This window comes from Methanoculleus horonobensis (assembly GCF_001602375.1).
In the GTDB taxonomy this organism is placed as follows: Archaea; Halobacteriota; Methanomicrobia; order Methanomicrobiales; family Methanoculleaceae; genus Methanoculleus; species Methanoculleus horonobensis.
Window position 1 is genome coordinate 279,768 of the sequence record NZ_BCNY01000014.1, and the last position, 25,452, is coordinate 305,219.

At 60.3% G+C, this 25,452-nt stretch carries 25 protein-coding genes and 1 tRNA gene; 21 read left to right on the forward strand and 5 right to left on the reverse strand.

Going from position 1 to position 25,452, the window contains the following annotated elements:
• Window positions 1-689: 689 nt before the first annotated feature.
• The 11 genes from argH (at window position 690) to MCUHO_RS06500 (ending at window position 11,661) form a co-directional block, all read left to right on the forward strand.
• Window positions 690-2,168 carry an argininosuccinate lyase gene (argH, locus tag MCUHO_RS06450; protein ID WP_067075440.1) on the forward strand — a complete coding sequence of 493 codons (1,479 nt, stop codon included), beginning with the start codon at window positions 690-692 and terminating at the stop codon, window positions 2,166-2,168.
• On the forward strand, window positions 2,168-3,397 hold the full coding sequence (gene gatD / locus MCUHO_RS06455; RefSeq protein WP_067075443.1) for a Glu-tRNA(Gln) amidotransferase subunit GatD: 1,230 nt from the start codon (window positions 2,168-2,170) through the stop codon (window positions 3,395-3,397). The genes argH and gatD overlap by 1 nt, the downstream gene beginning before the upstream one ends.
• Window positions 3,397-5,253 (forward strand): Glu-tRNA(Gln) amidotransferase subunit GatE, encoded by a 1,857-nt coding sequence (gene gatE / locus MCUHO_RS06460; protein WP_067075446.1) that lies wholly within the window; start codon window positions 3,397-3,399, stop codon window positions 5,251-5,253. The genes gatD and gatE overlap by 1 nt, the downstream gene beginning before the upstream one ends.
• Before the next feature lie 74 nt (window positions 5,254-5,327).
• A complete protein-coding gene (locus MCUHO_RS06465; protein ID WP_067075449.1) occupies window positions 5,328-5,636 on the forward strand; it encodes a DUF5350 domain-containing protein in 309 nt (102 codons plus the stop codon).
• Between the two features lie 56 nt (window positions 5,637-5,692).
• A complete protein-coding gene (locus MCUHO_RS06470; RefSeq protein ID WP_067075452.1) occupies window positions 5,693-6,049 on the forward strand; it encodes a hypothetical protein in 357 nt (118 codons plus the stop codon).
• Complete coding sequence (locus tag MCUHO_RS06475; RefSeq protein WP_067075455.1) at window positions 6,036-6,563, forward strand: nitroreductase family protein; 528 nt, start codon at window positions 6,036-6,038, stop codon at window positions 6,561-6,563. The genes MCUHO_RS06470 and MCUHO_RS06475 overlap by 14 nt, the downstream gene beginning before the upstream one ends.
• Before the next feature lie 23 nt (window positions 6,564-6,586).
• Window positions 6,587-6,925, forward strand: a complete 339-nt coding sequence (locus tag MCUHO_RS06480; protein WP_067075458.1) for a DUF555 domain-containing protein — start codon at window positions 6,587-6,589, stop codon at window positions 6,923-6,925.
• Window positions 6,922-7,812: a carbohydrate kinase family protein gene (locus tag MCUHO_RS06485; RefSeq protein WP_067075462.1), complete on the forward strand. Its 891-nt coding sequence runs from the start codon at window positions 6,922-6,924 to the stop codon at window positions 7,810-7,812. Before MCUHO_RS06480 ends, MCUHO_RS06485 begins: the two co-directional genes overlap by 4 nt.
• A gap of 80 nt (window positions 7,813-7,892) precedes the next feature.
• Window positions 7,893-9,632 (forward strand): DUF2070 family protein, encoded by a 1,740-nt coding sequence (locus tag MCUHO_RS06490; protein WP_067075464.1) that lies wholly within the window; start codon window positions 7,893-7,895, stop codon window positions 9,630-9,632.
• Window positions 9,633-9,674: 42 nt separating this feature from the next.
• Complete coding sequence (locus MCUHO_RS06495) at window positions 9,675-10,850, forward strand: aminotransferase-like domain-containing protein (protein ID WP_067075467.1); 1,176 nt, start codon at window positions 9,675-9,677, stop codon at window positions 10,848-10,850.
• Window positions 10,851-10,902: 52 nt separating this feature from the next.
• A complete protein-coding gene (locus MCUHO_RS06500; protein WP_067075470.1) occupies window positions 10,903-11,661 on the forward strand; it encodes a tetratricopeptide repeat protein in 759 nt (252 codons plus the stop codon).
• Window positions 11,662-11,683: 22 nt separating this feature from the next.
• Here the strand turns inward: MCUHO_RS06500 and MCUHO_RS06505 are convergent, their stop codons facing one another.
• A complete protein-coding gene (locus MCUHO_RS06505) occupies window positions 11,684-12,136 on the reverse strand; it encodes a cupin domain-containing protein (protein ID WP_067076192.1) in 453 nt (150 codons plus the stop codon).
• Between the two features lie 145 nt (window positions 12,137-12,281).
• On the opposite strand from MCUHO_RS06505, the gene MCUHO_RS06510 reads away from it, so the two are divergent.
• Window positions 12,282-12,366 (forward strand) — tRNA-Leu (locus MCUHO_RS06510).
• A 367-nt stretch (window positions 12,367-12,733) separates the two neighbouring features.
• Here MCUHO_RS06510 and MCUHO_RS12840 read toward each other — a convergent pair.
• The gene (locus tag MCUHO_RS12840; protein WP_162839711.1) at window positions 12,734-12,877 is read right to left on the reverse strand and encodes a hypothetical protein; all 144 of its coding nucleotides are present in this window, start codon (window positions 12,875-12,877) and stop codon (window positions 12,734-12,736) included.
• Window positions 12,878-13,131: 254 nt separating this feature from the next.
• Here MCUHO_RS12840 and MCUHO_RS06515 point away from each other — a divergent pair, with 254 nt between their 5' ends.
• Window positions 13,132-15,633, forward strand: coding sequence for a hypothetical protein (locus MCUHO_RS06515; RefSeq protein WP_161485884.1), 2,502 nt, complete (start codon window positions 13,132-13,134; stop codon window positions 15,631-15,633).
• 75 nt (window positions 15,634-15,708) lie between these two features.
• Here the strand turns inward: MCUHO_RS06515 and MCUHO_RS06520 are convergent, their stop codons facing one another.
• Window positions 15,709-16,131 (reverse strand): site-specific integrase, encoded by a 423-nt coding sequence (locus tag MCUHO_RS06520; protein WP_067076194.1) that lies wholly within the window; start codon window positions 16,129-16,131, stop codon window positions 15,709-15,711.
• Between the two features lie 170 nt (window positions 16,132-16,301).
• Between MCUHO_RS06520 and MCUHO_RS06525 the strand changes: the two genes are divergently transcribed.
• Window positions 16,302-16,685 (forward strand): hypothetical protein, encoded by a 384-nt coding sequence (locus tag MCUHO_RS06525; protein ID WP_067075476.1) that lies wholly within the window; start codon window positions 16,302-16,304, stop codon window positions 16,683-16,685.
• Between the two features lie 269 nt (window positions 16,686-16,954).
• Here the strand turns inward: MCUHO_RS06525 and MCUHO_RS06530 are convergent, their stop codons facing one another.
• Entirely contained in the window at window positions 16,955-17,428 is a 474-nt protein-coding gene (locus MCUHO_RS06530) for an HTH domain-containing protein (protein ID WP_084385951.1), read from the reverse strand.
• Between the two features lie 53 nt (window positions 17,429-17,481).
• On the opposite strand from MCUHO_RS06530, the gene MCUHO_RS06535 reads away from it, so the two are divergent.
• From MCUHO_RS06535 to MCUHO_RS06565, 7 genes are all read left to right on the forward strand, one after another.
• On the forward strand, window positions 17,482-17,775 hold the full coding sequence (locus tag MCUHO_RS06535) for a nucleotidyltransferase family protein (RefSeq protein WP_048112501.1): 294 nt from the start codon (window positions 17,482-17,484) through the stop codon (window positions 17,773-17,775).
• A 153-nt stretch (window positions 17,776-17,928) separates the two neighbouring features.
• The gene (locus tag MCUHO_RS06540) at window positions 17,929-18,966 is read left to right on the forward strand and encodes a PDDEXK family nuclease (protein ID WP_067075482.1); all 1,038 of its coding nucleotides are present in this window, start codon (window positions 17,929-17,931) and stop codon (window positions 18,964-18,966) included.
• Window positions 18,967-19,130: 164 nt separating this feature from the next.
• Window positions 19,131-19,598 carry a RidA family protein gene (locus MCUHO_RS06545; RefSeq protein ID WP_084385952.1) on the forward strand — a complete coding sequence of 156 codons (468 nt, stop codon included), beginning with the start codon at window positions 19,131-19,133 and terminating at the stop codon, window positions 19,596-19,598.
• Window positions 19,599-19,821: 223 nt separating this feature from the next.
• The gene (locus tag MCUHO_RS06550) at window positions 19,822-21,252 is read left to right on the forward strand and encodes an ATP-binding response regulator (protein WP_067075485.1); all 1,431 of its coding nucleotides are present in this window, start codon (window positions 19,822-19,824) and stop codon (window positions 21,250-21,252) included.
• A gap of 99 nt (window positions 21,253-21,351) precedes the next feature.
• Complete coding sequence (locus tag MCUHO_RS06555) at window positions 21,352-21,798, forward strand: DUF3887 domain-containing protein (protein WP_235808190.1); 447 nt, start codon at window positions 21,352-21,354, stop codon at window positions 21,796-21,798.
• A 95-nt stretch (window positions 21,799-21,893) separates the two neighbouring features.
• Window positions 21,894-22,469 (forward strand): nucleotidyltransferase domain-containing protein, encoded by a 576-nt coding sequence (locus tag MCUHO_RS06560; protein WP_067075488.1) that lies wholly within the window; start codon window positions 21,894-21,896, stop codon window positions 22,467-22,469.
• Window positions 22,453-22,863 carry a hypothetical protein gene (locus MCUHO_RS06565; RefSeq protein WP_067075491.1) on the forward strand — a complete coding sequence of 137 codons (411 nt, stop codon included), beginning with the start codon at window positions 22,453-22,455 and terminating at the stop codon, window positions 22,861-22,863. Before MCUHO_RS06560 ends, MCUHO_RS06565 begins: the two co-directional genes overlap by 17 nt.
• Before the next feature lie 301 nt (window positions 22,864-23,164).
• Here MCUHO_RS06565 and MCUHO_RS06570 read toward each other — a convergent pair whose 3' ends face one another.
• Window positions 23,165-25,288: a catalase gene (locus MCUHO_RS06570; protein ID WP_067075494.1), complete on the reverse strand. Its 2,124-nt coding sequence runs from the start codon at window positions 25,286-25,288 to the stop codon at window positions 23,165-23,167.
• Window positions 25,289-25,452: the final 164 nt, after the last annotated feature.

The window sequence follows — 25,452 nt, forward strand, 5'->3', positions numbered from 1 at the left end:
GTGGGTGTCAGGGCGGCGGGGGGATATGTGAGCATCACGGCCTGACTATCGGAGTCCACTGTGGCGCTCGTTCTGATTGCAACTGCTGGAACATAGGAGTTGCCAACAATTCCGATGCACTGGACCGTGGGAGTATCGCGTTGGGGGGAACGACTGCCGGAATGGCGGGAGTTCGAGATACCCGAAGGGTTTCGCTGTGGGGACAGGGGAGTGTGATGTTCCGCAGGAGCGGAGCTCGAGAAGAATGAAGTGCTTCAAGGGAGCGTGCCTCCCGTCTCTACCTCACGAAAGGACATCTGTAACCCCCACTCGAAGACCCGTGGTCTTCTCGAGCTCCGGACGTCCCGTCCGTCGCACCTCGCCCGCGCTTCGCGCTCCTCCTCCGCACCTTCGGTGCTCAAACTCCTGCTGTTCCAGCAGTTGTTCCCCGCCCAAGGGGGCGGGGGCAGTCATGGCGATAGCCGGTGGGAAGCCGTGTCCCGGGAGCGAGTCCGTATACGGGTTTATGATGTTTCGAAATGTGGCCGCTAAACACCAGGTTCTTGAAGATATCGCAGAACCTCGAGTATAAACATGAGTATTGCGAGTGTGGCGATTCAAAGAGCCAGTGCATCGTCATCTCCTCCTCCTCCCGGGCGTGGTTTTAATCTCTCCAGGGGTCAAACGGTACAGACAGGACTGTTGATATAATGCGTTCGGATCAGATTCGGCAGGGCCGTCTTGCCGGCGAGCGGTCGGGCGATCTCGAGCACTTTCTTGCATCGATGGACGCCGACCGCTGGATTGCAAGGGCGGACCTCCTCGTGGATATGGCGCACCTCCTCGGGCTCTCGCGGCAGGAGATCATCGACAAGGCCCCGGCACATGCGCTGATGGCGGCACTCCTCGATCTCTATGACCACGGCCTCCCTGAGGAGGCGTTCGACGAGAAGTTCGAGGACATCCACGCGGGCAAGGAGGCCTACCTCATCGACCGTGTGGGCGAGGACTTCGGCGGCCGCCTTCACATGGGCCGGTCGCGGAACGACGAGGTTGCGACCTGCATCCGGATTCGGTTGAAAGAGGAGATCCTCGCCCTCGTCCGGTCGCTCGTCGATCTCAGGGCGACCCTGCTCGACGTCGCCGCCGGCCATATGGAGACGGTGATGCCGGGCTTCACCCATCTCCAGCATGCCCAGCCCACGACGCTGGCTCACTACCTCCTCGCTTACGAGCAGGCCTTCTCCCGCGATGCGGCCCGGCTGCGTGAGGCGTATGTCCGGGTGGACGCCTCGCCGCTCGGTTCGGCGGCGTTCGCCTCGACCGGCTTCCCCCTCGACCGCGACTACACTGCCCGGCTCCTCGGCTTCTCCCGCCCGGCGGGAAATAGCATGGACGCGGTCGCAGCACGGGACTTCGCCATCGAGGTGCTTGCCGATGCCTCCATCTGCATGACGACGACGAGCCGCCTCTGCGAGGAGCTCGTCCTCTGGAGCACCTCGTTCGTCGGGTTCGTCCGGCTCGACGATGCCTACTGCTCCTCCTCCTCGATCATGCCCCAGAAGAAGAACCCGGACGTGGCGGAGATCATGCGGGCAAAGGCGGGGTCGGCCGCAGGCTCGCTTACAGCGGTGATCACGATCACAAAGGGACTCCCCATGAGTTACAACCGCGACCTCCAGGAACTGACCCCGCACCTCTGGCGCGGCGTGGAGGCCGCCCGGCAGAGCATCCCGCTTCTCGCCGGGATGCTCGGGTCTGCTACGTTCGATACGGAACGGATGGCCGCCGAGGCGGGGAGAGGGTTCTCCACCGCGACGGAACTCGCCGACGTCCTCGTCCGTGAATACGGGCTCCCCTTCCGCACCGCCCACCGGATCGTCGGGCGGGCGGTCCGGCACGGGTCGCTCGACCTCGCGACACTCGAGGCCGCCGCTCGCGAAGCGGCCGACCTCTCGGTCGTGGAACTGGGGCTGACCCAGGAGAAGATCGATGCCGTCCTCGATCCCCGCCACGCCGTAGCGGTCAGGAAGATCGTCGGCGGCCCGGCCCCCGAGGCGGTTGGCGTTCAGATCGACGAGCAGAGGGACCTCCTCGCCCGCGATGCGGCCTGGGCCGAGGAGACGAATTCAGCACTATCGAGCGCATTCGAAGACCTTATCCTTGAAGCACGGAGGTTTGCAGCATAATGGAGAGACTCGAGACTGGTGACCTGGTGCGGTACGCAAACGGCGGAACCGCGCTCACCGGCACCTACATCGCCGAACGGGACGGTATGGCCGTCGTCAAACTGGAGAGCGGCTACAACATCGGAACGTCGCTTGAGAAGATCGAGTTCATCGAGCGCCCGGCCCGGCAGGCGCCGGCAGGCGCGGGTGTCGTCGTCCAGAGCCCCGACCTCCCCGACCTCGCCATCATCTCCACCGGCGGGACGATCGCGAGCAGGGTGGACTACCGGACCGGTGCGGTGATGAGCCAGTTCTCGGCGAGCGATATCCTGCGGGCGATCCCGGAACTCGGGGATATCGCCTGCTACCGCGACCGCCAGGTCGCAAGCATCCTCTCTGAGAACATGCAGCCGGCGCTCTGGCGGGAACTCGCCCGGGCGATCTACGACGAGATCCGGGCCGGCGTTGCCGGGGTGATCGTCACTCACGGCACCGATACGATGGCCTACTCGGCCGCGGCCATCAGATTCATGCTCAAGACGCCGGTGCCGGTCGTCTTCGTCGGGTCGCAGCGGTCCGCCGACCGCCCGAGCTCCGACAACGCCATGAACGCCCTCTGCAGCGCCGCCGTCGCCACCGGCGATCTTGGCGAGGTGGCGGTGGTGATGCACGCGACGACGAACGACGACCGGTGCGCCGTCCACAGGGCGACGAGAGTAAGGAAGATGCACACCTCCCGGCGCGACGCCTTCCAGAGCATGGGGATGGAACCGCTCGGCTACGTCGACTACCCCTCCCTCTCCGTCACCCTCTCGGACGAGGCGGTCAGACGGGGTGCGGAAGAGCCGGAACTCCGTGATAACCTCGAGGAGCGGTGCGCCCTCATCCACTTCTACCCCGGGATGCCGCCCGCGGTTCTCGACGCCTTCGAGGGCTACGCCGGCCTGGTCATATCGGGGACGGGGCTCGGGCACGTGGCGACCGGGTGGATCCCGCGGCTTCAGGAGATGATCGAGGGCGGGACGATGGTCGTCATGACGTCGCAGTGCCTGCACGGCCGGGTCTGCGACCGGGTCTACAACACGGGTAGAGACCTTCTCTCCGCCGGCGTCGTCGAGGGCGAGGATATGCTGCCTGAAGCGGCGCTCGTCAAACTGATGTGGGTGCTCGGGAACGAACCCGACCCCGAACGGGCGAGGACGCTGATAGAGACCGATCTTGCCGGCGAGATCCGGCGGAGGTCGATATGATGGACTACGAGCAGCTCGGCCTCAAGGCCGGTATCGAGATCCACCAGCAGCTCGACACCGCTGAGAAACTCTTCTGCCGGTGCCCGACCTGTCTCCGGGAGACCGCGGAGCGGACCGGGGAGTTCCACCGCTACCTCCGGGCGACGGAGAGCGAGCTTGGCGAGATCGACCGTGCGGCACGTGAGGAGATGAAACTCGTCCGGAAGTTCCGCTACTACACCTACGATACGGTCTGCCTGGTGGAGCACGACGAGGAGCCCCCGGCCCCGTTGAACCCCGAGGCGCTCGAGGTCTGCCTCACGATAGCAAAGATGCTCGGGATGACCCCGGTCGAGCAGGTGCAGACGATGAGGAAACTCGTCATCGACGGCTCGAACACCAGCGGGTTCCAGCGGACGGCACTCGTCGCGCTCTCCGGCGCCCTTCCCGGCGGCTGCCGGGTCGAGACGATCTGCCTCGAAGAAGAGGCGGCGCAGCGGGTGGAGGGCGAGACCTTCTCCCTCGACCGCCTGGGGATCCCGCTCGTCGAGATCACCACCGCACCCTGCATGCATACCCCCGAGGCCGTCCAGGAGGTCGCGGGGCATATCGGGATGGTGCTCCGCTCGACCGGCCGGGTGAAGCGCGGCCTCGGGACGATCCGGCAGGACGTCAACATCTCTATTTCCGGCGGCGCCAGGGTGGAGATCAAGGGCGTCCAGGACCTCGACCTGATCGCCGAGGTGGTGCGCCGCGAGGTCGAGCGGCAGGTTTCCCTCCTTGCCATCCGCGACGCCCTTCGGGAACGCAGCGCCCGGGTCGACCATACCGTCATCGACGTCACCGCCCTCTTTGCCGGGACGAAATCCTCGATCCTGAAGAAGGCGAAGTCCATCCTCGCGGTCCGGCTCTGCGGGTTTGCAAGCCTCGTGGGACGCGAGATCCAGCCCGGCAGGCGTCTCGGGAGCGAGATGTCGGACTACGCGAAGAAGTGCGGCGTCGGCGGGATCTTCCACACCGACGAGCTCCCCGCCTACGGCGTCACGGCAGAAGAGGTGGCGCACCTGCGCGAGTTCGTCGGCGCCGCAGAAGAGGACTGCGTCGTCATCGTCGCGGCCGGGAGAGAGCGTGCCGGGTGTGCGGCCGAGCAGGTGATGATCCGCGCGGAGATGGCTATATCCGGCGTCCCCGAGGAGACCCGGAAGATGCTCGAGGAAGGGAGCACGGCCTACATGCGCCCGCTCCCGGGAGCCGCCCGGATGTATCCCGAGACCGACGTCTTTGCGGTCACGATAGACGAGGCTCGCTGGGAGAGCATCACGGTGCCTGAACTCCTCACCGACCGGGCGGAACGGTTCGTCCGGGAGTTCGGGCTTGATCCGGCGCTGGCACGCCAGGTGGCGTTCTCCGAGCGGTTGCCGCTCTTCGAGAAGGCGGTCGCCTCCGGTGTCCGCCCCACCCTTGCTGCACGGACGCTGCTTGCCACCTGCCGGGAACTCGCCCGCGACGGTGTCGAGGTCGCCCGGGTGAGCGAGGAGGAGATCCTTGCCCTTCTCTCGGCGGTCGAGGCCGGCCGGGCGGCAAAGGAGGCGATCCCCGGCCTTCTGACCGAACTCGCGCGGACCGCCGGAGGCGCCGGGGCACCCGGAGAACGGGTGGAAGCGGCGATCGAGAAGATGGGGCCCGCCGTCTCGCAGGCGGACGTGGAAGAGGTCGTGCGCCGTATCGTTGCCGAGCGCGAGGCGTTCGCCCGCGAGAAGGGTATGGGCGCGCTGGGCCCCCTGATGGGCGTCGTCATGCAGGAACTCCGCGGGAGCGTCGACGGGAAGGTCATCAGCGAGACTCTCCGGCGCGAGCTCCAGCGTTTACTCTCCTGATCCCCGACCCGGGACAGTCCCGGTCGGGTTACTTTTATCTCCGGATCGGTGCATAAATATAAAGGAGTTTTATCATGGGAAAGACAGGCAGTGTTCAGTGGGCCCAGGTCAAGGGCGTTAAGGGGCAGATTCGGCTCGTCCCTGCAAGTGAAGGCGAAGTGAAGAAACCCGGCCCGAACCAGCGGTTCAAGGCGGCAGCGGCCATCCAGAAGCGGGCGAGCAGGGAAGGGCAGGACCAGCGGCGTGGCGGACGCGGTGGACGCGGCGGACGTGGCGGACGCGGCGGCAGAGGAGGAGGCGCCCCGACCATGGATGTGCGGGTACGCCGGGGCATACGCCGCGCGAAGGTTTCGGCTCTCGGGACTAAGCAGAAATCGAGATAAGCCATTCCCCTCTTCTCCTTCAATACTTTTTATACTTGAGAGTTCCAGTATGTGGTATGGATCTCAAATCCGCCATCAGGACCTATCAGTTTGCCGAACGGGCAAAATCCGAACTGATTGTGGGGTCGCAGCTGACGACAGCCCTGATCCAGTTTCCGCTCCAGGAGAAGCCCGGCGGAAAACGGATGCTTGTGATGGTGCTCGAGTCGATCCGCTCGGAACTCGAGTTTGCGTACGGGGATACGGAACTTTCCGAGTTTAAGAAGGCCATCGATCATCTCAACGAGGCGATCAGCCTGACAGAGAGCATGGAACTGGGTGCCGCGTCGGAGCGGATGAGCAGGGCCGTCAGCGCCGCCACGACCGCAGCCCAGGCTGCATGGGAGACGCTCAAAGAGCATGAACTCCTCTGATTACCTTCGTTTCGTGAGAGCACGTTCTTCTGTTCGCGAATACTTCGGGGAGCCGCTCGATTCCGAGGATATCGACTACATCCTCGCCTGCGCAAGCACGGCGCCGAGCGCCGGCAACCGCGAGGCCTGGGACGTCGTCGTCGTCACCGACGACGATGTCAGGCTGGAACTCGCGTCGGCGGCCCTCGATCAGGTGCATATCCGGGAGGCCCCGGCGGTCTTCGTGGTCTGTGCGAACTACGTCCGGTCGATGTCGCACTACGGGGAGCGGGGGATTCTCTACGCGCTCGAGGACGCCACGATCGCCTGCACCTACATGATGCTCGCCGCCCACGCCCGTAGCCTCCACTCGTGCTGGACGGGGGCGTTTGAGGAGAGCGAGGTTCGCGATCTTCTCGGCCTCCCGCAGCATATCCGCCCCGTCGCGCTTCTCGCGGTCGGGAAGGGGAGGCCGTCGCTCGAGCCCATGGAACGGATGCCCCTCGAGGAGCACGTGCACCGCGAGACCTGGTAGGATCTAACATTTTCGGAGAGAATATGCCGGATTATTTGGTTACGCTTGAATCAGCGTGGATAATTAAAGACGTCAAGTCTATGGACGATGCCGTGAGCATCGCGATCAGCGAGGCCGGGAAGCGACTCAACCCCTCTGCGAAGTTCGTGGAGATCGAGGCGGGGATGATCACCTGCCCCTTCTGCGAGGGGGAGTTGAACACCGCTCTCGTCGTCGCCGGCACCGCCCTCGTCGGGCTCGTGCTGCAGATGAAGGTCTTCCGTGCGGAGTCCGAAGAGCACGCGACCCGGATAGCGAAGTCGGTCGTCGGGAAAGCACTTCACGACGTGCCGCTGAAGGTCCAGGAAGTGCAGGAGTTATGATCTCCGTCGTCGGGCATACCGCCATCGACCATCTCTTCCGGGTGCCGAAACTCCCGGGGCGGCACAACTCGACCTACATCGCCGGTCATGAGGTCTACTTCGGCGGCGGAGCGGCGAATATCGCGGCCGGGATTGCAATGCTCGGGGAGCGTTGCCGGCTGGTCTCCACGGTGGGTGGAGACTTCCCGGGCAGCGACTACGATCGGTGGCTGCACAGCCTCGAGATCGTGCAGGACTTCACCCTGGTGAAGGATGCCCGGACAGCGACCGCGTACGTCTTCACGGACGATGACGGCGACCAGGAGACCTTCTTCGAGTGGGGCGCGTCCGTCGCGTTCTCCCGTGCGGAGGCTCCCGCTCTCGACTTCGTCCACATGGCGACGGCCGACCCCGATTTCAACGTCCGGGTGGCCCAGAAGAGCACGTTCGCCTCCTTCGACCCGGGGCAGGATCTCCTCCGCTACACGCCGGATCAGCTCGAGATCATCCTCGCGAACGTCGATATCCTCTTCTCGAACAACCATGAGATGGACAGGATGTGCGATATGCTGGGGCTGGAGCGCACCGCGCTCGTCGCGTCGATCCCGATGACGGTCACGACCCGGGGGGCGGAGGGGAGCATCCTCTGCATGGACGGCGAGGATCACCACGTTCCGGCCGTCACGGTCGAGGCCCTTGACCCCACCGGTGCCGGCGACGGCTACCGTGCCGGATTCCTCACGGCGCTCCGGAGGGGCTACGCCCCGCTCGACTGCTGCCGCGTCGGTGCGGTGGTCTCGTCCTTTGTCGTCGAGCGCCCGGGCACCCAGACGAACCTCCCCGACTGGGAGCGGATGCTTGGGCGGTACCGGAAGGTCTTTGGCGAGCCCGGCGAAATTATCATCTGAATTATGGGAAATACTGCGCTGATGGCCGGCATCTTCGTGCCGGCCGCCGTTTCCGGCCTGAAGATACCCGGAGGCGCCTGATGGAGTCCGGCCCCGACGTGCGTGTTGAGCGGCTCACCCGGTATATCTTCTCCGCTCCGTCCTGGCCGCGGTCGCTCGCGATCATCGTGGTGCTCGGGCTCATCATCGACGTAGCTACCTACCGGCCCGGAACCGAGTACTTCCTGGTCGGCACTCTTGGGTTCTCGGTTCCGGCACTGGTTGCCTTCCTGCTGACGGTGCCGCTCGTGGGGGTCTTCGGGCGGCATATCACCTGGAACCGGTCGGCTCTCCTCGCACTGGCCTGCACGGTTCTTACGGTGATCCTGAGCCTTTCGCCGGTGCTCGTCCTTGACCGCTCTCTCTTCCCCACGCTGTACGCGATCGCGCTCGGCCTGACCCTCGGTCTCCGCCTGCTGGTCCTCGCGGCCGTGGCCGATTACCGGATCAGCCGTATGGCTCTTCCCGCGTTCACCCAGAGCGCAGCCGCCATAGCGGTCGGGGCCTGGTTCTTCACCCCCGGTTTCATCCCCTATGCCCTCCTCCTGCAGGTACTCTTCGGGCTGGTCTCCGTCTTCCTGATCTGGCTGATCGAGCGTCCGCTGAAGCGTGCGTTCCAGATCAGCGGGCTCAACTTCCTCAACACCTTCATCGCCCACCTGACCGACGGGTCGAAGAACATGGAGGACTTCTTCCGCGAGATCGGCGAGGAGGTCTATGTGCCGGAGGTTTCGCTCTTCTTCTCCCGCGACTCCGGAAGAGACGTCCTCTTCACCGTCCCGAACGTCCACCCCGGCCCGATGGGGGACGTCGGCGGCGGGAATCTCCCCCGGATACTCCACGACACGTTTCCCGAGGAGACGCTGGTCGCCCATGGCTGCGCCACCCACGATTTCAACCTGGTCTCGGAGAGCGAGATCGAGAAGATCGCCCGCGCCGTCGAGGCCTCCCGGGAGGGACTCGTCTTCTCCGCCGTCGCGAGCCGCCCTGTCCGGGTCGAATCAGGCTCGGTCTCGATCCTCTGCCAGCGGTTCGGGGACGCCCTCCTGATGGTGAGCACGAGATCGCCGGAGCGGACGGAGGATCTCGACTACTCGGTCGGGATGGCGATCATGGCCGAAGGGCGGTGCGCCTTCTCGGAGGTCGCGTTCGTCGACGCTCACAACTGCATGACCAGCGTGGGCTCCCCGGTTCTCCCGGCGACGCGGATCGCGACGGAGTACATCGCCGCCGCACGCGAGGGAGTCCGGGTCGCCCGAGACCTGCCTCTTGAGCCTCTCGCGATAGGAGTCTCCCATGTCCGGGTTCCGTTCACCCGCGAGCAGGGCTTCGGGTCGCTCGGGGTGCAGGCGCTGGTAACGGAGGTCGAGGGGAAGCGGGCGGCCTACGTCCTGATCGACGGGAACAACGTGGCCCAGGGCATCCGCGAGCAACTGCGCGCGGTGGTGCTCGGCCACGTCGACGAGGCGGAGATCATGACGACCGACACACATACGGTGAACACGATCAGCGGGAAGAACCCGGTCGGCTACGCGGTGCCGGTGGAGGAGATCGTCCCCTACATCGAGCAGGCGGTCAGGGAAGCGATCGCCGATCTCGCGCCGGCCCGTGTAGGGGCGGCGACGGCATCGTGCGAGGGGATCACGGTCTTCGGGTCGCAGCGGGTCTCGCAGCTCGCGAGCACCGTGAACGCGATGCTCGCGTTCATCGCCCCGTTGAGCCTGATGATCCTGATCCTCGCGTTCCTGCTCTCGGTCTTTGCCTACCTCCTGCTGCAGTAAGATACCCGCATCTTTTCTTTTGAGGCGCTCAATACTGGTTATATGGAGTACCGGTTTTCTTCCCGGATGGGTCGTGTTCCGGAGTCGTTCCTCAAAGAACTCTTCCGGGTCTCGAGCGTCCCCGGAGTGATATCGTTTGCAGGAGGGCTGCCGGGCTCGGCATACATCGATGTTGCGGGAATCCGGGAGGCGGCCCGCGAGGTCTTCGCCGAAGAGGGGCGGACGGCGCTGCAGTACACGACGACGGACGGCTATCTGCCGCTCCGGGAGTTCATCGCCGACCGTTACCGCCGCCGCCTCGGTCTCCCGGCGATCCCTGAGGAGATCCAGATCGTGAACGGTTCCCAGCAGTGCCTGGATCTCGTCGCGAAGATCTTCCTCGATCCCGGCGACGCCGTCGGGATGGAGCGGCCCGGCTACCTCGGCGCGATCGAGGCCTTCTCCCTCTACGAGCCGGACTTTTATTCGGTTCCCCTGGAGGAGGACGGGCCGGATCTCGCGGCGTTCGAGTCGCTCATCCGCGGTCGTGCGCCGAAGTTCTTCTACGGCATCCCGAACTCGCAGAATCCCTCGGGGAGAACCTACTCGGAAGGGAAGCGGCGGGCCGTCGCGGAGATCCTCGAGGGGACGGACACGGTCTTTTATGAGGACGACGCTTTCGGGGAACTCTTCTTCGACGGGAAGCCGCGGGTGCCGGTGAAGCGCTACCTCCCGGAGCAGACGGTGATCTCGGGGTCGTTCTCGAAGATCGTCGCACCCGGGATGCGGATCGGCTGGATATACGCGCCGGCGCCGGTTCTCCGGCAGTTCAACGTCGCGAAGCAGGCGGCCGACCTCCACTCGAACTTCCTCTGCCAGGTGATCCTCCACCGCTATCTATCGACCCACGATCTCGACGCCCACGTCGCCCGGGTCTCTGCGGTCTACGGAGAGCACTGCCGGCTGATGTGCGAACTCCTCGACGACCTGATGCCGCAGGTGACCCACACCAACCCCGAGGGCGGGATGTTCATGACGGCGACGCTGCCGGATGGAATCTCGTCGATGGAGGTCTTTTCAGAGGGTGTCAGGGAAGGCGTCGCGGTCCTCCCCGGGGTTCCGTTCTACGTCGGCGGGGGCGGGGAGGATACGATCCGGCTGAACTTCTCGGCGGCGGGCGAGGAGGAGATCGTCGAGGGGATCCACCGGCTGGCGAGGGTGGTGCGGCGGCTGGCCTGATCTCCCCGCTGTTTCGTAATGTTTAACGGCGGGGAGAGTCCTGTACTCTTCAATGACCTCATGCTCTCTTCTTCCGGGCCATTTCCGGTTCTGCATCGCTCTCCTCATCTTCCTGCTCGTCGTCCCCTGTTGCCTCGCCGCCGATACCGCGAACATTTCCGACTCCGTTGACCGGGCCACGTCCGCCGTCGCGGAGAGGGATTGGGACGGCGTCCTCGTCGCGACCGGCGAGGGGCTGGCCGTCGAGCCCGGCAACGTCTCTCTCCTCTGCATGGAAGGCTACGCCCTGCGCAAACTCGGGCGCTACCCGGAGGCGGCGGCCGTGGTGAGCGAGGCGATCGCCCTCGACCCGAAACCCGTCCGCTACGCGAACCGCGGCTATGCCTATGTCGCGATGGGGAACTCCTCTGCTGCGCTTGCCGACGCGGAGGCCGCGCTCCTCCTCGACCCTGCCGACGCCACGTCCTGGGGCGTGAAGGCGATGGCGCTCGCCGGGATGGACGACCTTGCCGGCGCAGAGTCGGCCGTCGACCGGGCACTCGCCCTCGCTCCGGAGAGCGTCCACCTCTGGCACGTCCGGGGGGAGGTCCTCCTTGCCGCCGGCAACGCCACGGGTGCGGCCGCGGCGCTGAACCGCTCGCTCACGCTCGACCCTGACTACAGCCTTCCCTGGCCGGATATGCCGGACGCCCGCGAGGACCTGGCGGCGGCGATGCAGGCAGCCACTTTTCCGGCGGCGGCGCCGTTCGGGGGTTTGGTCGCAGTCGCCGGCCTGCTTGCGATCGGTGCGTGGTCTCTCCGGCGGCGTTGACCCCGGAGGCCTGCACCATCCCCTACTCGGGCCAGCCGGGGGCCGGAGCCCGCTCCACCTGGACGAGCATCAGCACCGCGGGCTCATTGCCCACGGTCCCCGAGCGGTGGCCCCTCTGCCCCCGCTCGTCGGGCCGGGTGTTCTGGTCGTTGCCAAACGAGAGCTCGCCCGGCCCCATCTCCACGCGGGTGCCGTCCATGGTCTCCACGAACCAGCGGCCCGAGAGTGGCACGATCCACTGCGGCTCAGGGTTCTCGTGCCACTCGCCGACCCAGCCTGCGGGGAGGACCAGGGCGACCACATGGGCAGCCGGGTCGGCGAGCCTGCCGATCCACGACGGCGCCGCACCGGTCGATATGCTCGCGAATGCGAAGTTGCTCATCCGGCACCGGTCCTGCCGGCTCACGCCGTTCTCGTCGGTCCAGACGTGCCAGTAGGGGACTTCGGGCGTGTCCGGGTTATGGTCTCGCTTCATGCTTCCCACCTTCGGGCCCGGCATCAAATACCTTTGGCCCCGGGGGTTGCGGCGGAGAACGGTTCCCGGAGCGGGTTTTTCCCCGGCGGCATGCGGGCGCTGGACTTAATACATGCGGTGGAGAATAGGTAATGGCACTTTTCGAGCGAGGGTAGCCAAGCCCGGCCAAAGGCGGTGGACTTAAGATCCACTCCCGAAGGGGTCCATGGGTTCGAATCCCATCCCTCGCATTCTGGAACGCATGGATTACCGAAAATCACTTATATCATACCGCGTAATGTGTACCTGTTATACGCGCTACCGTTCCGTTGTGGGACGGTAGTTTCTTCTTCTAAGCCCTTTATCCCTTCTTCTGACATGATCTTGGATCCGACAATTGTCCGTTCCCTGCCCCTATCATGACTTACTCGCAGACCCCTCTCTACTCCATATCTGGCTCTCAAGTCGGCCCGGGCGAGCCGGCCTATCTTCCGAAGAGCGGGGCGACGCCTGCCGTCTGCTTCCCGTGAGCTGACCCTATTTCTCTGGACGGAGAAGAGTTGTTGGCAGTCCCGTGTGAATCGATGTTGGTGCACGCTTCATCATGTGGGCTGCCGTCTATCCTGTCTGTGCGTTGCATTTTGTTCCCTCGTTGTGTGGCGTTATCAATCTGGCTTTACCGTCGGCGATCCACTTCTCCCAGACGAGTTTTGCTATCGGGTCCGGGATGTGATCGAGTACTTCTTGGGTGATCTCTCTCATGGACTACTCCTGTGCGGGTGGATCGGGATGATCGGTGCTGAAAAGGACGGAGTCTGGTCAGTTGACCCCGGGCGCGTTCCCGCACGCAAAAAGAGGTGAGCGAGAAGTGGTCTTAAGCGAGAACCGTGCTCGGTGAACGTGAGAACATGCCTGATAGGAGAAAGCCTATGTGTAATTGAATAGTATTTCAAATTAGCATGGTAAATTCCGATAAAAACGATCCAATCGCACAGACTGAAGGGAATATCCAGCGATTGATTGAAGAATCAAAAAAGGATATTGACGAAGGAGGTGACTTAAAACAACAGGAGGATATAATCAAGAGGAATATTGTGGCTGGGGTTGATGCCACTCTCTCAAAAATTACCCAGTACGAAGAGCAAATCCACAATGAAGAAGAAAGAGTAAAAACAGATCTCAGTAAGCAACTCCTTCAGTGGAAACGCTTGTGCAAAGAGCATTTAGGAAGAATTGAAAAAATCTATCAACTATTTCAAAAATCATTTTTAACGCTAGGATGCGCGCTATTTTTATTTGTTGTCGACATTGGTTTGTCTCTATCAGGTTTCATTCCAGGTCCGTTTGTTCTCGCGATTTATGCTCTTCGAGTAATCTATATCCCCCTCCTCTTCATGTCTGTTGCATACTTCTATGAAATCTTTAAATGTAAGTCCGAAATAGACGAGGCAACCACTGCTAGTTGTGAGACCTCAATAGGAGAAATACGCTTTTGCCAAGTTGCCCCCCCAAAATTTAAAGTTGAGGAGATCCTTGAACCGAGATTATTAGATACTCTAACAAATGGGGTTGGAGCGTTAGTTGTACGTTGCAGTGAAGTAATTCCTTTAGTAAATCAGTTTTATGAGTTGTTTCGGGATAAGGCCAAATGGGACATCACTACAGGTGAGATTGAAAAGTCCCTGAAATACTTCAACGTAGATGTTGGAAGTGCGTTTGAAAAAATTCCGTTACTACCTGATGTCACAGCGAATTTAGCAGATAATGAAGTCCTTCGGGAAAGGAAGGTACTTCAAATCGTTGCTGGCCAAATCAAGTTTGGAAATGTCATTGTCGGCTTCGAAGTGCTGAACCTGCTGTTTCAATATTACAAGGGAAGACAGACAAAATTAGAATGGGATGATATCCAAAATAAGGATCGTCAACTCGAGTTAGTTGCAAAAATCCTATACAATTCAAAACATGTGGATCTTGACCGCACAAGAGTGACTCTGTCCGCACTTTTTGAAATTTTAAAAAGGACACCTGAGTTTGACTTAAATAAAATCTTCACCGGTTGTTTGCTGTATCAACGAATCTGTGAATATTTGGACGATTATCACAAAGAACTATTGAAAAATCAGATTAACCTCAGAAATGTGTATAGTGCAAAGGACATTGTTCATAGGATCAATTTCCTTGAAGATTTCAAGTTCAACTTTATCAACATTTTTTCAAGTGAACTGGAAGAAAACTTGAGCATTGAGCCACCAGAAGCATACGTCAAGGCAATATTAGCAATCCTCCTAAATTCTGATTTGAGTTTCAAGGAAACGGTATGCCATAATGCATCTGATGATGAATCCGTTCTAATTCTAATGGTATATCTTGAATTACTGAAGCGTAAGAGGGAAAATCGTGAGGAGTTCAAAATTTCGGATTTGTTAATAGAGCATGAGACGTTAGATGAGCTCCGTTCGCAATTGGATAACGAAACCGAAGTAGTAGAGCGATTTCAGACATACAGGGCAGCTTTGTCAAATGGCAGATGGTTTACTGATGAAATATTCCTCATCAGAGAAACTTTGCAGAATGGAATCGATAAATTGGACAAACATCTTGAAGAAGGAAGGAAATATAAAATTGTTCAGAAATTGATAAAGAACCACTTCGAAGATGTCAGTATTAATACCGTTGATAAAGCAATAGATGCGAATCTTTTCTCCGCATATGTGATTTTAACGCATTCGGCTGGCGGAAGAATTGTAAATATGGTCGAAAAACTGTCTACCGCGAATAAGGACAAGTCTGAAATTGAAGAAACAGAAAGAAAATACGGAATCCAATTGCGGAAGAATGGAAAGCCAAAATATCACTTTGAACAGTATTCGAAAGGTACTAAGATCGGTATCATCGATAGAAGCACGCCCTTTTCACAGTTCCAAGAAGATTTTTTCAACGATCTAATAAAAATTCTCGAGTATGAAGGTCGAAAACTAACGAAATCGGATATAATGAAGTTGGGTGTTGCCATTTTGCGCATTAATCCCTCAAAGTACAGCTTTGGCATGTTACCGGATATGGAAAAGGTTCAGACAAAAGATCTTCAAGTTGCTCGCAAAATATTACGATTGGCAAACGAATATGATTATTTGAATTTGCCCGAAAAGGCAACTTTGGCAATCTTTGATGGAAAATTTGACCTGCTGGAGATTGTTAATGCGCAAAGTGTATACGACTTGCTCGAACACGACGGGATGGACTTAAGTAACTATGCTAGTTTTTTGAAAAGTGAGCAGCTAAAGAACTCGCTCGTAGAGGAAATTAATGGTCTAGGTCTCCAGAGTTTCAAGGAGGCAGCCATTAGGATAAAGAAGGGTATCGTTAATAGAGATGAAATGATAGCCCTCTTCAACGATGTAATTGAGGAAGAGTATTTTAGCCAGACTGGTAAACAGATGAGACCCGCTAACCTCAAAACAATCTCATTTGGGTTGTACGAATCTCTAGCTGCAATCTCGACCCTCTGGGATAGGTAAGGGTGTCAAGTCTTGAAGGCGGCGTTGGCAGCATTATTGTATACAACCCAAAATTGAACTTCGGAGAGAGGGTTGTTATGACAACCCCAAGTCCTTCTTAATCTGCAGGAGCAACTGCAGGTAATCTTCACTCCGCTTCGCCTCCTCCGTCGACTCGTCCACTTTCCTTGCCGCCTCCTCGACGAGCGCCATCGAGCACGTCGCACAGTAGAGAGCGTCATGAGCGTTCAGGGCCTTGCACCGCGGGCACTGCCGGGGTTCGAGCGCGGCATCTGCCTGATCGGGTATATCATTAATGAACCCGGCGTTCTCCAGCAGTTTCCGCTCGACATCCGCACCCGACAGATGAATATACACCTCCGGCATTGTGCTATTCTTCTCCCACCCGGCGACGAGCCGGAGCTCCATCTCAGATAGCCCCTGCTTCCTGCCGTTGCTCTTGGTAAGATCAGTGAGCCTGGCGTGGCGGATGGCGTGCGGGTGAATCGGTCTTGTCATGCCAACCACCCCTCGCATCTGGAATTTATGATTGTAAATCTCACGAATGCCCTATATCCGCATGCGAATCCGGTCGGCGGCAAAGTGATCCCGCACCCGATGCCGACGAACCCGACACCACAACGAACTGCACACGCAATTTATTATACTACTTTTATACATGGAGTGCCATGTCTCCAACATTCCGTGATGCAACCATCAACACCGTCGAAGCGACTGCCACGGTCAGCGGCAGCACGGGCGGCGGCCGCGACGAGAAGGGCAACGTGTACTTCTTCCCGAACGTCTCGGTGAGCATCGGCTACTGGTTCGACAACGAAGGAGTTCCGTCTTCGGACTGGGACACGCACTTCAAGGCGCAGCTGTGGATCAACGGCGAACAGATCGGCAAGAAACAGGACCTCTCCGCCGGCGGCCCGCAGACCTACACGTTCTTCGCGCACAAGTTCCCGGCAGCGGGCACCTACAAGGTGGAGGTTCGCGGGAAGAACTCGAAGTCGGTCGATGTTACGATCAAGAATCCCCCGGTGCAGGAGAAGAAGGCGGCGCAGTGACGGGGGGGAGCGTCTAATTTTTCGCTAATCTATAACCGCCCTGTTCTGGATCTGTTGAGCACCGAGAACCACTTATGGGATTGTACAGCATGTGTACCTATTATACTCGCTACCGTTCCGTTGTGGGACGGTAGTTTGTTCTTTTGTTCACTCTAATATCACGAGCTGGTTCAGGTAACCCGGAAAACATCTCCTCATGGAACCGGTCTTTCCCCTCGCTCATGTCGTCGGCTCACCTGTCCCGGGGATGGAGCATGCTTCAGTGAAGGTCATTCCAGTACCTCCCAGTGACCGCTCCGGGCAGGGCCGATGCGACGGAGCCGGCCTTGCTGTTTCAATTTTTCGATCTGTTTCTTGATCGCTCGGTCGGTTACACCTACGCTCCGGGCGAGTTCAGCAATGGTCACGGTTGGGTCATGTTGCATGAGTTCAATGATCTTCTGGGAACTTTTCTGGGAACCTTTTGGGGAACTTTTCTGGGAACCTTTCTCCGAACTTCTCTCCTCTTTTCGGTGAACCGTGACGGTGAAAAGATCTCCCTCTTGATCGTCGGTAAAGTCGATCTCAGGCCAGTCTTCGAGTGCCCTCTTGATACCAGAGCCGAGACCGCGGTACGGCAACAGCCCCTTTGCGACGTACGATGCAAGAATCGGGTTTCTGATATTGGAGTTGCCGGCCCGAATCTTTTCCACCGTCAGGTTGTTCGGGAGGTGACCGGGGCTGCTGCTCCTACGAAGAACAATAGATTAAAGCAACCCGCGAGCGTAAGAGGAGATACAGCAGGAGCGTTGCGCAGATGAAAACCCGCACCGAAGTCCTCGAGGTTCTTCGCTCCCTGAAGGGCGAACTCAGAGAGCGTTATCACGTCGAGAGCATCGCCCTCTTCGGGTCGTATGCCCGTGAAGAACAGGGGGAGGGCAGCGATATCGACATACTCGTCGAGTTCGGTTCCGGTGCGGATCTCTTCGATTTTGTCGGGCTGTCACAGTACCTCGAAGAAAAACTCGGGTCCGGCGTGGACGTCGTGCCGAAGGCGGCACTTCGCCCGGAGATCCAGAGATCGGTTACCCGGGACCTCCTTGTCGCATGAGATCGAGCAGGAGCGCGGGCGGTAACTTCGGGATGGCGCTGTCTGACACGCGAATGACGTGATACCCGTCCCCCGCCGCATTCCAAACCCACGGCACTCCTATTGATAAACATCTATCAACCTCCCCCTCCATACTCGCTATGGAGAGATTCGATGCCCGCGATACGGATAAGCGAAGGGAGCGAGCTGGCCCAGCAGCCGGAACCCTTCAAGAATGAATATGAACTGCAGGAGATCCTCGCCGGGCACCCGGTGCTCCTCGTCGACCGGGACGATTCCGCGCTCGTCACGATCTGCCGGGAGTTGCCGTTTGAGGGCGGGTTTGCCGATATTATTCTCATCGACAACAACGGACTGCCGGTCATCGTCGAGGTGAAACTGGCCCGGAACGAGGAGTCGCGGCGCGAGGTTGTCGGCCGGTTATGCGACTCTCTTTCAGCAATGCGCAACCTTACGCCCGATGAGGTGAACGAGCGATCCGCGGGCCTTCTCGAAGAAACACTCCAGTCCATGGCCGATGCCGAGGGAGAAGAGAGCCCCGGAGAACGGCTCGCCCTGCTGAAGAGCAACTTCGCCTCGTATCTGAGAGCCGGGCAGGTTCGGGGCATCATCGTCCTCGACGCTGCCCCCGACGACCTTATCCGGGAGTTCAGTTACCTCAACGAACACAGCGATCTCGATCTCCGGCTGCTGGTGGTCGAGCGCTACCGGCTCGGCAGGAACGAGTACTTCTACCATTCGCGATTCCTGGTATCGGGAGAGGCAGATCCGGAGATAAAGAGGCAGAGATTACGGCTTCGCCTGATCGTCGAGAAGTTCTCGAAGATGAAACCGCCGATATTCTCGACGCACGCGACAGGGAAGGAGAACGTCCGGGTATACCGCGAAGGGTGGCCGGCAGCGGTGCACTACGAGTTCGGCGACCGGGGGGATTCCATCAGTATCGAGCTGCAAGTCCGGCACAGGGAGTACCCGAAGGTCGCGGACTTCCTCTCCAGACTCCGCGAGCACCTCGCCACGGCCATCTCGAAGACCCAGCGGGTCGAACTGGTTACCGACCCGTCCGGGTGGACGAGGCTTCAGTTCTTCTTCGGGGAAGAGATCGACCCGTACTGGATTGCACAATCGATGGTGCGCCTCTGTAAGACCGAGAAAGACATCTCCACCCTGCTGCAGGAAGGGAACGGATAGAGACCGGACGCCATCCGTCGACGCATAAATGTCCTTGAGTGCCTGCTTGACGCCGGGGGAAGCCCCGGTACGGCACCTGCCCCCCACTCTCCTCCAAAGGTATACGACCCGGCGCATCGAACACCTCATATGGACGCTCCGGTTTCGACGGGCAGGGAGAGGTCATGAACGGCGGTACGACGATCCTGGCTCTCGTTTTTGCATGCGGACTCCTTACAGGGTTCGGCATATATGCGGTTCTATCCTCCGACCCGGGCAAGACCGCTCTCTACACCGAGAACGCGCCGGAGCCCATCGGGCCGTACAGCCAGGCCGTGCTGTCGGGGGACTACCTCTACCTCTCGGGGCAGATCGGTCTCGACCCGGCGACCGGCAACCTCTCCGATACCGTTGCCGGTGAAGCGAGGCAGGCGATGGAGAACCTGCGGGCTGTGCTCCGCGAGGCCGACCTCGACTTCCCGGACGTCGTGCAGACCCGGATCTACGTAACAGACCTCGCGGACTTCGATACGGTCAACGCCGTCTACGCCGAGTATCTCAACGAGCCCTACCCCGCACGGGCAACGGTGCAGGTCGCCGGCCTCCCGAAAGGGGCGAGGGTCGAGATCGAGATGGTTGCAAAGGTGCGGTGAACCGGCTCCGGTGCAACCCCGCACCGTCGGCGTTACCCGAAAGAGATGATCATGGGGCCGTGGCCGTGCTTACGCGGTGAGAGGTTCTGTTTGCCAATCTCCGATCGTATCGACTGCCATGAGATCAAGGCACTCTTTTCATTCCAGGTAATGCCCCGATCCGATTCAATACGGCCTTTACAATTAGAAACGATTTTTATATCTCCTCTCTCATGTAGGTATAGTGCAGTCCCTTGCCGGCCCCGATCACATCCTCTACGTGGACGACGAAGAGGCGTTGCTCGAGATAGGCCGTGCCTTCCTCGAACGGACGGGAGAGATCACCGTCGATATAACCCCAAGCCCGCTGAAGGCATTTGATATGGTTCGAACCGGCCGGTACGACGTGGTCGTCTCGGACTACATAATGCCGGAGATGGACGGGATTGCTCTCTTACAGCAGGTCCGGGAGACGGGGTCGCAGGTTCCTTTCATCATCTTCACCGGCAGAGGGCGCGAGGAAGTGGCGATCGAGGCGCTGAAGAGCGGTGCCGACTTCTACCTCCCGAAAGGCGGCGACCCGAGGGCGCAGTTTGCCGAACTTGCCAATGCGGTCCGGCAACTGGCCGGGAAGCAGAGGGCGGAGAAGATCTTCCGCACCGCCCCCGCCGGTATCGGAACGGCTCTGGATGGCGTCGTCACGGAGGTCAACGAACGGCTCTGCGAGATCGTCGGATACACCCGCGGCGAACTCCTCGGCCAGCCCCTGCGGCTGCTCTCTCCGGGTGACGCGGAGTATGAGTCCGCCCTGCAGAGGATGTACGCCCAGATCGAGAAGTCCGGGACATGCACGCTCGAGACCCGTTGTATGCGCAAGGACGGAGCGACTCTCGACGTGCTCTTCTCCGGCACCCCTCTCGATCCGGCGGACGCCTCCCGCGCCCTGACGTTTACGGTTCTCGACATCAGCGAGTACATGGCGCTGGAGAAGGAGATCGCGTATCACGCCGAGGAACTCGTCCGGCAGACGAACAGCCTCGCGGTTGCGAACAGGAAACTCAACCTGATGAGCAGCATCACCCGGCACGACATCCTGAACCAGTTGACGATCCTTCTCGGCAACCTCTTCTTTGCCCAGGAGGCCGAGCCTGATCAGGACATCACGGAGTACCTCGCCCGGGTGCAGGGCGCAGCCGACCGGATACGCCGCCAGATCGAGTTCACCCGGGACTACACGGATCTCGGTGTCCGGTCGCCGGAGTGGCAGCGGGTCTCCGACGTGGTCAGGCCCGAGGTGCTTCACGGGCTGCCGGTCGAGAACGAGGCCGGAGATCTTGTCGTCTACGCGGATCCGATGCTTGCAACGGTCTTCTCCAACCTGATGGACAACACGATCCGGCATGGGGAGACGGCGACCCGGGTCCGCGTCCGGCGTCGCCCGGGAGAGAACGGAGATCTCATCCTCCTCTGGGAGGACGACGGCGCCGGTGTTCCTGCCGGAGAGAAAGAGCGGATCTTCAACCGGGGCGTCGGGAAGAACACGGGGCTCGGGCTCTTCCTGATCCGGGAGATTCTCGGGATCACCGGGATCGGCATCACCGAGACGGGCGAGCCCGGGAAAGGGGCACGGTTCGAGATGCTTGTGCCCGGCGGGATGTATCGGGTTGAAGGATGAGGGGTCTCGTGACCGTAAGACGGTCTCCTGCGTCGCCGTGCTGTCGGCCTCCCTCGTTTTGATCCCTATCTTAATCTCCTCTTAATTCGACCTTATCCTATGAAATTCTCCCTGGTTCCACTCCTCGCCGCCCTGCTCCTCCTCGCCGCGGTCTCTGCATGCGGCTGCATGGGCCAGGAGACGGTGGTCTCCGGCGAGGCGGCGGCAGAGGTGCTTGCATACGCGGACCCGATCGTCGACAATGTCATGCAGGGCTTCAACGAAGGCAACTACACGATGTATTCCCGCGACTTCAGCCCGGAGATGAAGCAGGCTCTCGACGAGGCCGCGTTTGAGCGGAACCGTGAAGACGTCACGTCCCGGATCGGGCTTTATGAGTCCAGAAGCGATCCCGTCGTCACACAGACCGGCGAGTACATCGCCGTGACCTACAGGGCAACGTTCGAGCGGGAGGACGGGGTGGCGCTCCGGTTCGTCTTCAAAAAGGATGATCCGTCGCACCGGCTCCACGGCCTCTGGTTCAACTCGCCGAAGCTGCGCAGTTGAAAAACCCCGGCAGGGTCTGTCGTGGGCCGGATAGATGAATACATATTGTACTCATATGAATACATTATTTATCCTTTTGAATACATTAGGTATTCATGCTTGAGGCACTCATCTCCTCAAAGGTCCGGGTGAAACTCCTCACCCTGTTTCTCCTCAACCCGGAAAGCGAGTTCTATATCCGCGAAATCGTCCGCATGACCGGCGAGAACATCAACGGGGTGCGCCGCGAGCTTGCAAACCTGGAATCGTTCGGGCTTCTTACCGGGAGACGGCGGGGAAACCAGCAATACTTCACGGTCGACCTTGATTTTTTCCTCTACAACGACCTCCAGCAACTCGTGCTCAAGACGGAGGGGGTTGCACGGGTTATCCGGGAGAACCTCTCACCCCTGCAGGATATCGAGTGCATCTTCATCTACGGATCGTTTGCAAGAGGCACTGCAGGGGGAAGGAGCGATATCGACCTTTTCATCGTGGGCGATCTGAACGAAGAGGTGCTGATCCCGCTCGTGCATGCGAGCGAGCGTGCGATCAATCGTGAGATCAACTACACGCTCATGCACGGCAGCGAGTTTGCGCGACGAAGGGAGGCCGGAGATCCTTTCGTAAAGAATGTATTGAGTGAGAGAAAGATCATGATCGTCGGAACCTGCGATGATCGAAGACCTTGAGAGACTGGGGCTGATAAAGAGGCTCCCCCGCGATCCGAAGAAAGTGGCCGATGCGATGGCGCTCGCCCATCGGGACATTGGAACCGCTCGCACGCTTCTTTCGACCGATTGCGACTGGGCGTACAACATCGCCTACAACGCGACCCTCCAGGCCGGCCGGGCTCTGATGTTTGCCAGAGGATACCGCCCGGACGGTGCAAACCAGCACATCTCGGTGGTAAAGTTTGCCGGGCTCTTCCTTGGCGAAGATGATCTTCTTATCTTCGACCGTATGCGCCGCAAGCGGCACAGTTCGGTCTACGATGCCGTGGGTATAATATCTGTCGCCGAAGCGGAATTTGCGGTGAGCGCAGCTGAGGCTCTGGTGCAGAAGATTGCGATACTCCTTGGATGACTTCATCGCGGCCCGGGAAGCTTCCCGTCTTTTTCCGCAACCGCCCGGTCGAAGGCGTGGCTCCCCGACAATCTTCAGCAGTCTCCACCCGAGGGCCCGACTGTACTTCGCGATCCCGGACAATTGCGACGATCTCGGAGCGCACCCGGAGTGGCTTTCACCGGATGCGATGGTTCCCCGGTCGGGCTACTGCACAGGGGTTCGTGTATCGGGCAATCGCCGACTCCCGGTGCTGCTCCCCGCGCTGACAAGGCAACGTGCAAAAGAAGTGGTTCGGGAGGGTGCCCTATAGCGTTCCGCGTCAGGCGGGCACCTGCTCCTTCTTCTCCCGGTCCCAGTGGCGGTGCCGTCCGATGGCCGTCTTGAACTGCTCGACAAACGAGTTCACGTCCCCCTGGCTCCCACAGGTGACGACCCCCATCTCGGAGACGGCCTCTCCTCCGGTTCCTGCATCGACGAAGGTCACGCCCTTGATATCCGATGCCTTCAGGAGTTCGATCCCTTCTCCCATCGCTCCGATCGGTTTGCAGTGCTTGAAGGCCTCGTTGACGAAGTGGATCGCGAAGCCCTGGTTCTTCAGGGTATCCGCATGCCTCCCGCCCGGGACATACACGGCGTCGTACACGACGGAGGTGGTGGTGACGTAACTCTTATCGACTTCCATCTCTTTACCGTCGGCGGACTTGATCTTGCCGTGGAACTGCGAGACGATCTGCGGGTGAGCGCCCGCATCCTTGAGCGCCTTCTTCACCTGCATCACCTCGTCGTGGTCGTAGCCCTCCATAGCGAGGATCGCGACCTTCCTGCTCTTGACGGTGTCTTTGACGGTCTTCTCCTGGCTGAGGTTCGGGGACTTCTTCGTGCCGGAGGACGCGCCCTTCTCCGCCGGGGGCGGCACCCCGATCCCTTCCGCGATCCGTATCGCGAGATCGCCGTCGACGTTGTTGATGAGGTCCACCACCCTTTTGCGGACCCCGGAGTCCGAGACCTTCCCGAGCTCGAAGTGGAAGGCCTTGACGATATGCTCCTTCTCCGCGTCCGACATGCTGTTCCAGAAGAGCTTCGCCTGGCTGAAGTGGTCGTTGAACTTCTCGCTCCGTGCACGGATCTTCCTCCCCTCGATCTTCTCCTGGTAGTGGGCGTAGCCGCCCTCCTCCACCCGGGCCGGCCGGGGTTTGTTCTCGCCGAGCGCATTCGGGAAGTAACTCACGACACCCTTATCGATCGTCATCCGGTTGTAGCCTTCCCGCTGGTTGTTCGCGGCGGGCGCGAGCGTCCGGTTGATCGGGATCTCCTGGAAGTTCGGGCCGCCGAGGCGTATCAGCTGGGTATCCAGGTACGAGAAGAGCCGGCCCTGGAGGAGCGGGTCGTTCGAGAAGTCGATCCCCGGCACGACGTTCGCCGGACAGAAGGCGACCTGCTCGGTCTCGGCGAAGAAGTTGTCCGGGTTCCGGTTCAGAATCATCTTCCCGATCCACCGGATCGGCACCTCCTCCTCGGGCCAGAGTTTCGTCGCGTCCAGAATATCGAACTCGAAGTTGTGCTCGTCCGCCTCCTCGATCATCTGCACCCCGAGCTCGAACTCCGGGTAGTCTCCCATCTCGATCGCCTCCCAGAGGTCGCGGCGGTTGAAGTCCGGGTCTTTCCCGGCGATCTTCTGCGTCTCGTCCCAGACGAGCGAGTGAACCCCGAGCTGCGGTCGCCAGTGGAACTTGATGAACCGCGCCTTCCCCTCGGCGTTGATGAACCGGAAGGTGTTGACCCCGAACCCCTCCATCATCCGGTAACTCCTCGGGAGCGCACGGTCAGAGAGAACCCACATGATCATGTGCGTGATCTCGGGCAGGTTCCCGACAAAGTCCCAGAAGGTGTCGTGGGCGGCGGAGGCCTGCGGCATCTGGTGGTGCTGCTCCGGTTTGATGGAGTGTACGAGGTCGGGGAACTTGACGGCGTCCACGATGAAGAAGACCGGCATGTTGTTGCCGACAAGGTCGTAGTTCCCCTCCTCCGTGTAGAACTTCGTCGCGAACCCCCGGACATCCCTGACCGTATCAGCGGAGCCGCGGAACCCGACGACGGTCGAGAACCGGACGAAGACCGGCGTCTTCTTCCCCGGATCCTGGAGGAACGCCGCCCTCGTATACGCGGTCATCGGCTCGTAGACCTGAAAGTAGCCGTGGGCGCCCGATCCCCGGGCGTGGACGACCCGCTCGGGGATCCGCTCGTGATCGAAATGCGTCAGTTTTTCGCGAAAGTGGAAGTCTTCGAGGAGCGTCGGCCCCCGCTCCCCCGCTTTTAACGAGTCGTCGGTATGGCTTACCCGAACCCCCTGGTTCGTCGTCAGGTACTCGCGTTCCGGGTTCTGACGGAACTCGTCGAGTTGCTCCTGCTTGCTCTTCTCATCTATCTTTCTCCTCTCATCCATACTCTCTCACCTGCACCCCTCTCGCCCCGCCCGGTCGAACACCGCTGCTCCCCCGGCGGGCGTGCCCCCACATCCCGGTCGGGTCTCATAAATGTAACTGCGCGGCCCGGGCGGGCGCGTAAAACGGCCATATCCGTCAAATACGCCTTTAAAACAGATGTCCT

What these genes read in the sequence shown, in the direction of transcription:
- MCUHO_RS06465 (WP_067075449.1), top strand. Translation starts at nt 5,328, where the DNA reads ATGGGAAAGACAGGCAGTGTTCAGTGGGCCCAGGTCAAGGGCGTTAAG.
- MCUHO_RS06570 (WP_067075494.1), bottom strand. Translation starts at nt 25,288, where the DNA reads ATGGATGAGAGGAGAAAGATAGATGAGAAGAGCAAGCAGGAGCAACTC.
- MCUHO_RS06485 (WP_067075462.1), top strand. Translation starts at nt 6,922, where the DNA reads ATGATCTCCGTCGTCGGGCATACCGCCATCGACCATCTCTTCCGGGTG.
- MCUHO_RS06555 (WP_235808190.1), top strand. Translation starts at nt 21,352, where the DNA reads ATGAAATTCTCCCTGGTTCCACTCCTCGCCGCCCTGCTCCTCCTCGCC.
- gatD (WP_067075443.1), top strand. Translation starts at nt 2,168, where the DNA reads ATGGAGAGACTCGAGACTGGTGACCTGGTGCGGTACGCAAACGGCGGA.
- MCUHO_RS06560 (WP_067075488.1), top strand. Translation starts at nt 21,894, where the DNA reads ATGCTTGAGGCACTCATCTCCTCAAAGGTCCGGGTGAAACTCCTCACC.
- MCUHO_RS06565 (WP_067075491.1), top strand. Translation starts at nt 22,453, where the DNA reads ATGATCGAAGACCTTGAGAGACTGGGGCTGATAAAGAGGCTCCCCCGC.
- MCUHO_RS06500 (WP_067075470.1), top strand. Translation starts at nt 10,903, where the DNA reads ATGACCTCATGCTCTCTTCTTCCGGGCCATTTCCGGTTCTGCATCGCT.
- argH (WP_067075440.1), top strand. Translation starts at nt 690, where the DNA reads ATGCGTTCGGATCAGATTCGGCAGGGCCGTCTTGCCGGCGAGCGGTCG.
- MCUHO_RS06470 (WP_067075452.1), top strand. Translation starts at nt 5,693, where the DNA reads ATGGATCTCAAATCCGCCATCAGGACCTATCAGTTTGCCGAACGGGCA.
- MCUHO_RS06525 (WP_067075476.1), top strand. Translation starts at nt 16,302, where the DNA reads ATGTCTCCAACATTCCGTGATGCAACCATCAACACCGTCGAAGCGACT.
- MCUHO_RS12840 (WP_162839711.1), bottom strand. Translation starts at nt 12,877, where the DNA reads ATGAGAGAGATCACCCAAGAAGTACTCGATCACATCCCGGACCCGATA.
- gatE (WP_067075446.1), top strand. Translation starts at nt 3,397, where the DNA reads ATGGACTACGAGCAGCTCGGCCTCAAGGCCGGTATCGAGATCCACCAG.
- MCUHO_RS06535 (WP_048112501.1), top strand. Translation starts at nt 17,482, where the DNA reads ATGAAAACCCGCACCGAAGTCCTCGAGGTTCTTCGCTCCCTGAAGGGC.
- MCUHO_RS06480 (WP_067075458.1), top strand. Translation starts at nt 6,587, where the DNA reads ATGCCGGATTATTTGGTTACGCTTGAATCAGCGTGGATAATTAAAGAC.
- MCUHO_RS06520 (WP_067076194.1), bottom strand. Translation starts at nt 16,131, where the DNA reads ATGACAAGACCGATTCACCCGCACGCCATCCGCCACGCCAGGCTCACT.
- MCUHO_RS06490 (WP_067075464.1), top strand. Translation starts at nt 7,893, where the DNA reads ATGGAGTCCGGCCCCGACGTGCGTGTTGAGCGGCTCACCCGGTATATC.
- MCUHO_RS06540 (WP_067075482.1), top strand. Translation starts at nt 17,929, where the DNA reads ATGCCCGCGATACGGATAAGCGAAGGGAGCGAGCTGGCCCAGCAGCCG.
- MCUHO_RS06505 (WP_067076192.1), bottom strand. Translation starts at nt 12,136, where the DNA reads ATGAAGCGAGACCATAACCCGGACACGCCCGAAGTCCCCTACTGGCAC.
- MCUHO_RS06545 (WP_084385952.1), top strand. Translation starts at nt 19,131, where the DNA reads ATGAACGGCGGTACGACGATCCTGGCTCTCGTTTTTGCATGCGGACTC.
- MCUHO_RS06495 (WP_067075467.1), top strand. Translation starts at nt 9,675, where the DNA reads ATGGAGTACCGGTTTTCTTCCCGGATGGGTCGTGTTCCGGAGTCGTTC.
- MCUHO_RS06475 (WP_067075455.1), top strand. Translation starts at nt 6,036, where the DNA reads ATGAACTCCTCTGATTACCTTCGTTTCGTGAGAGCACGTTCTTCTGTT.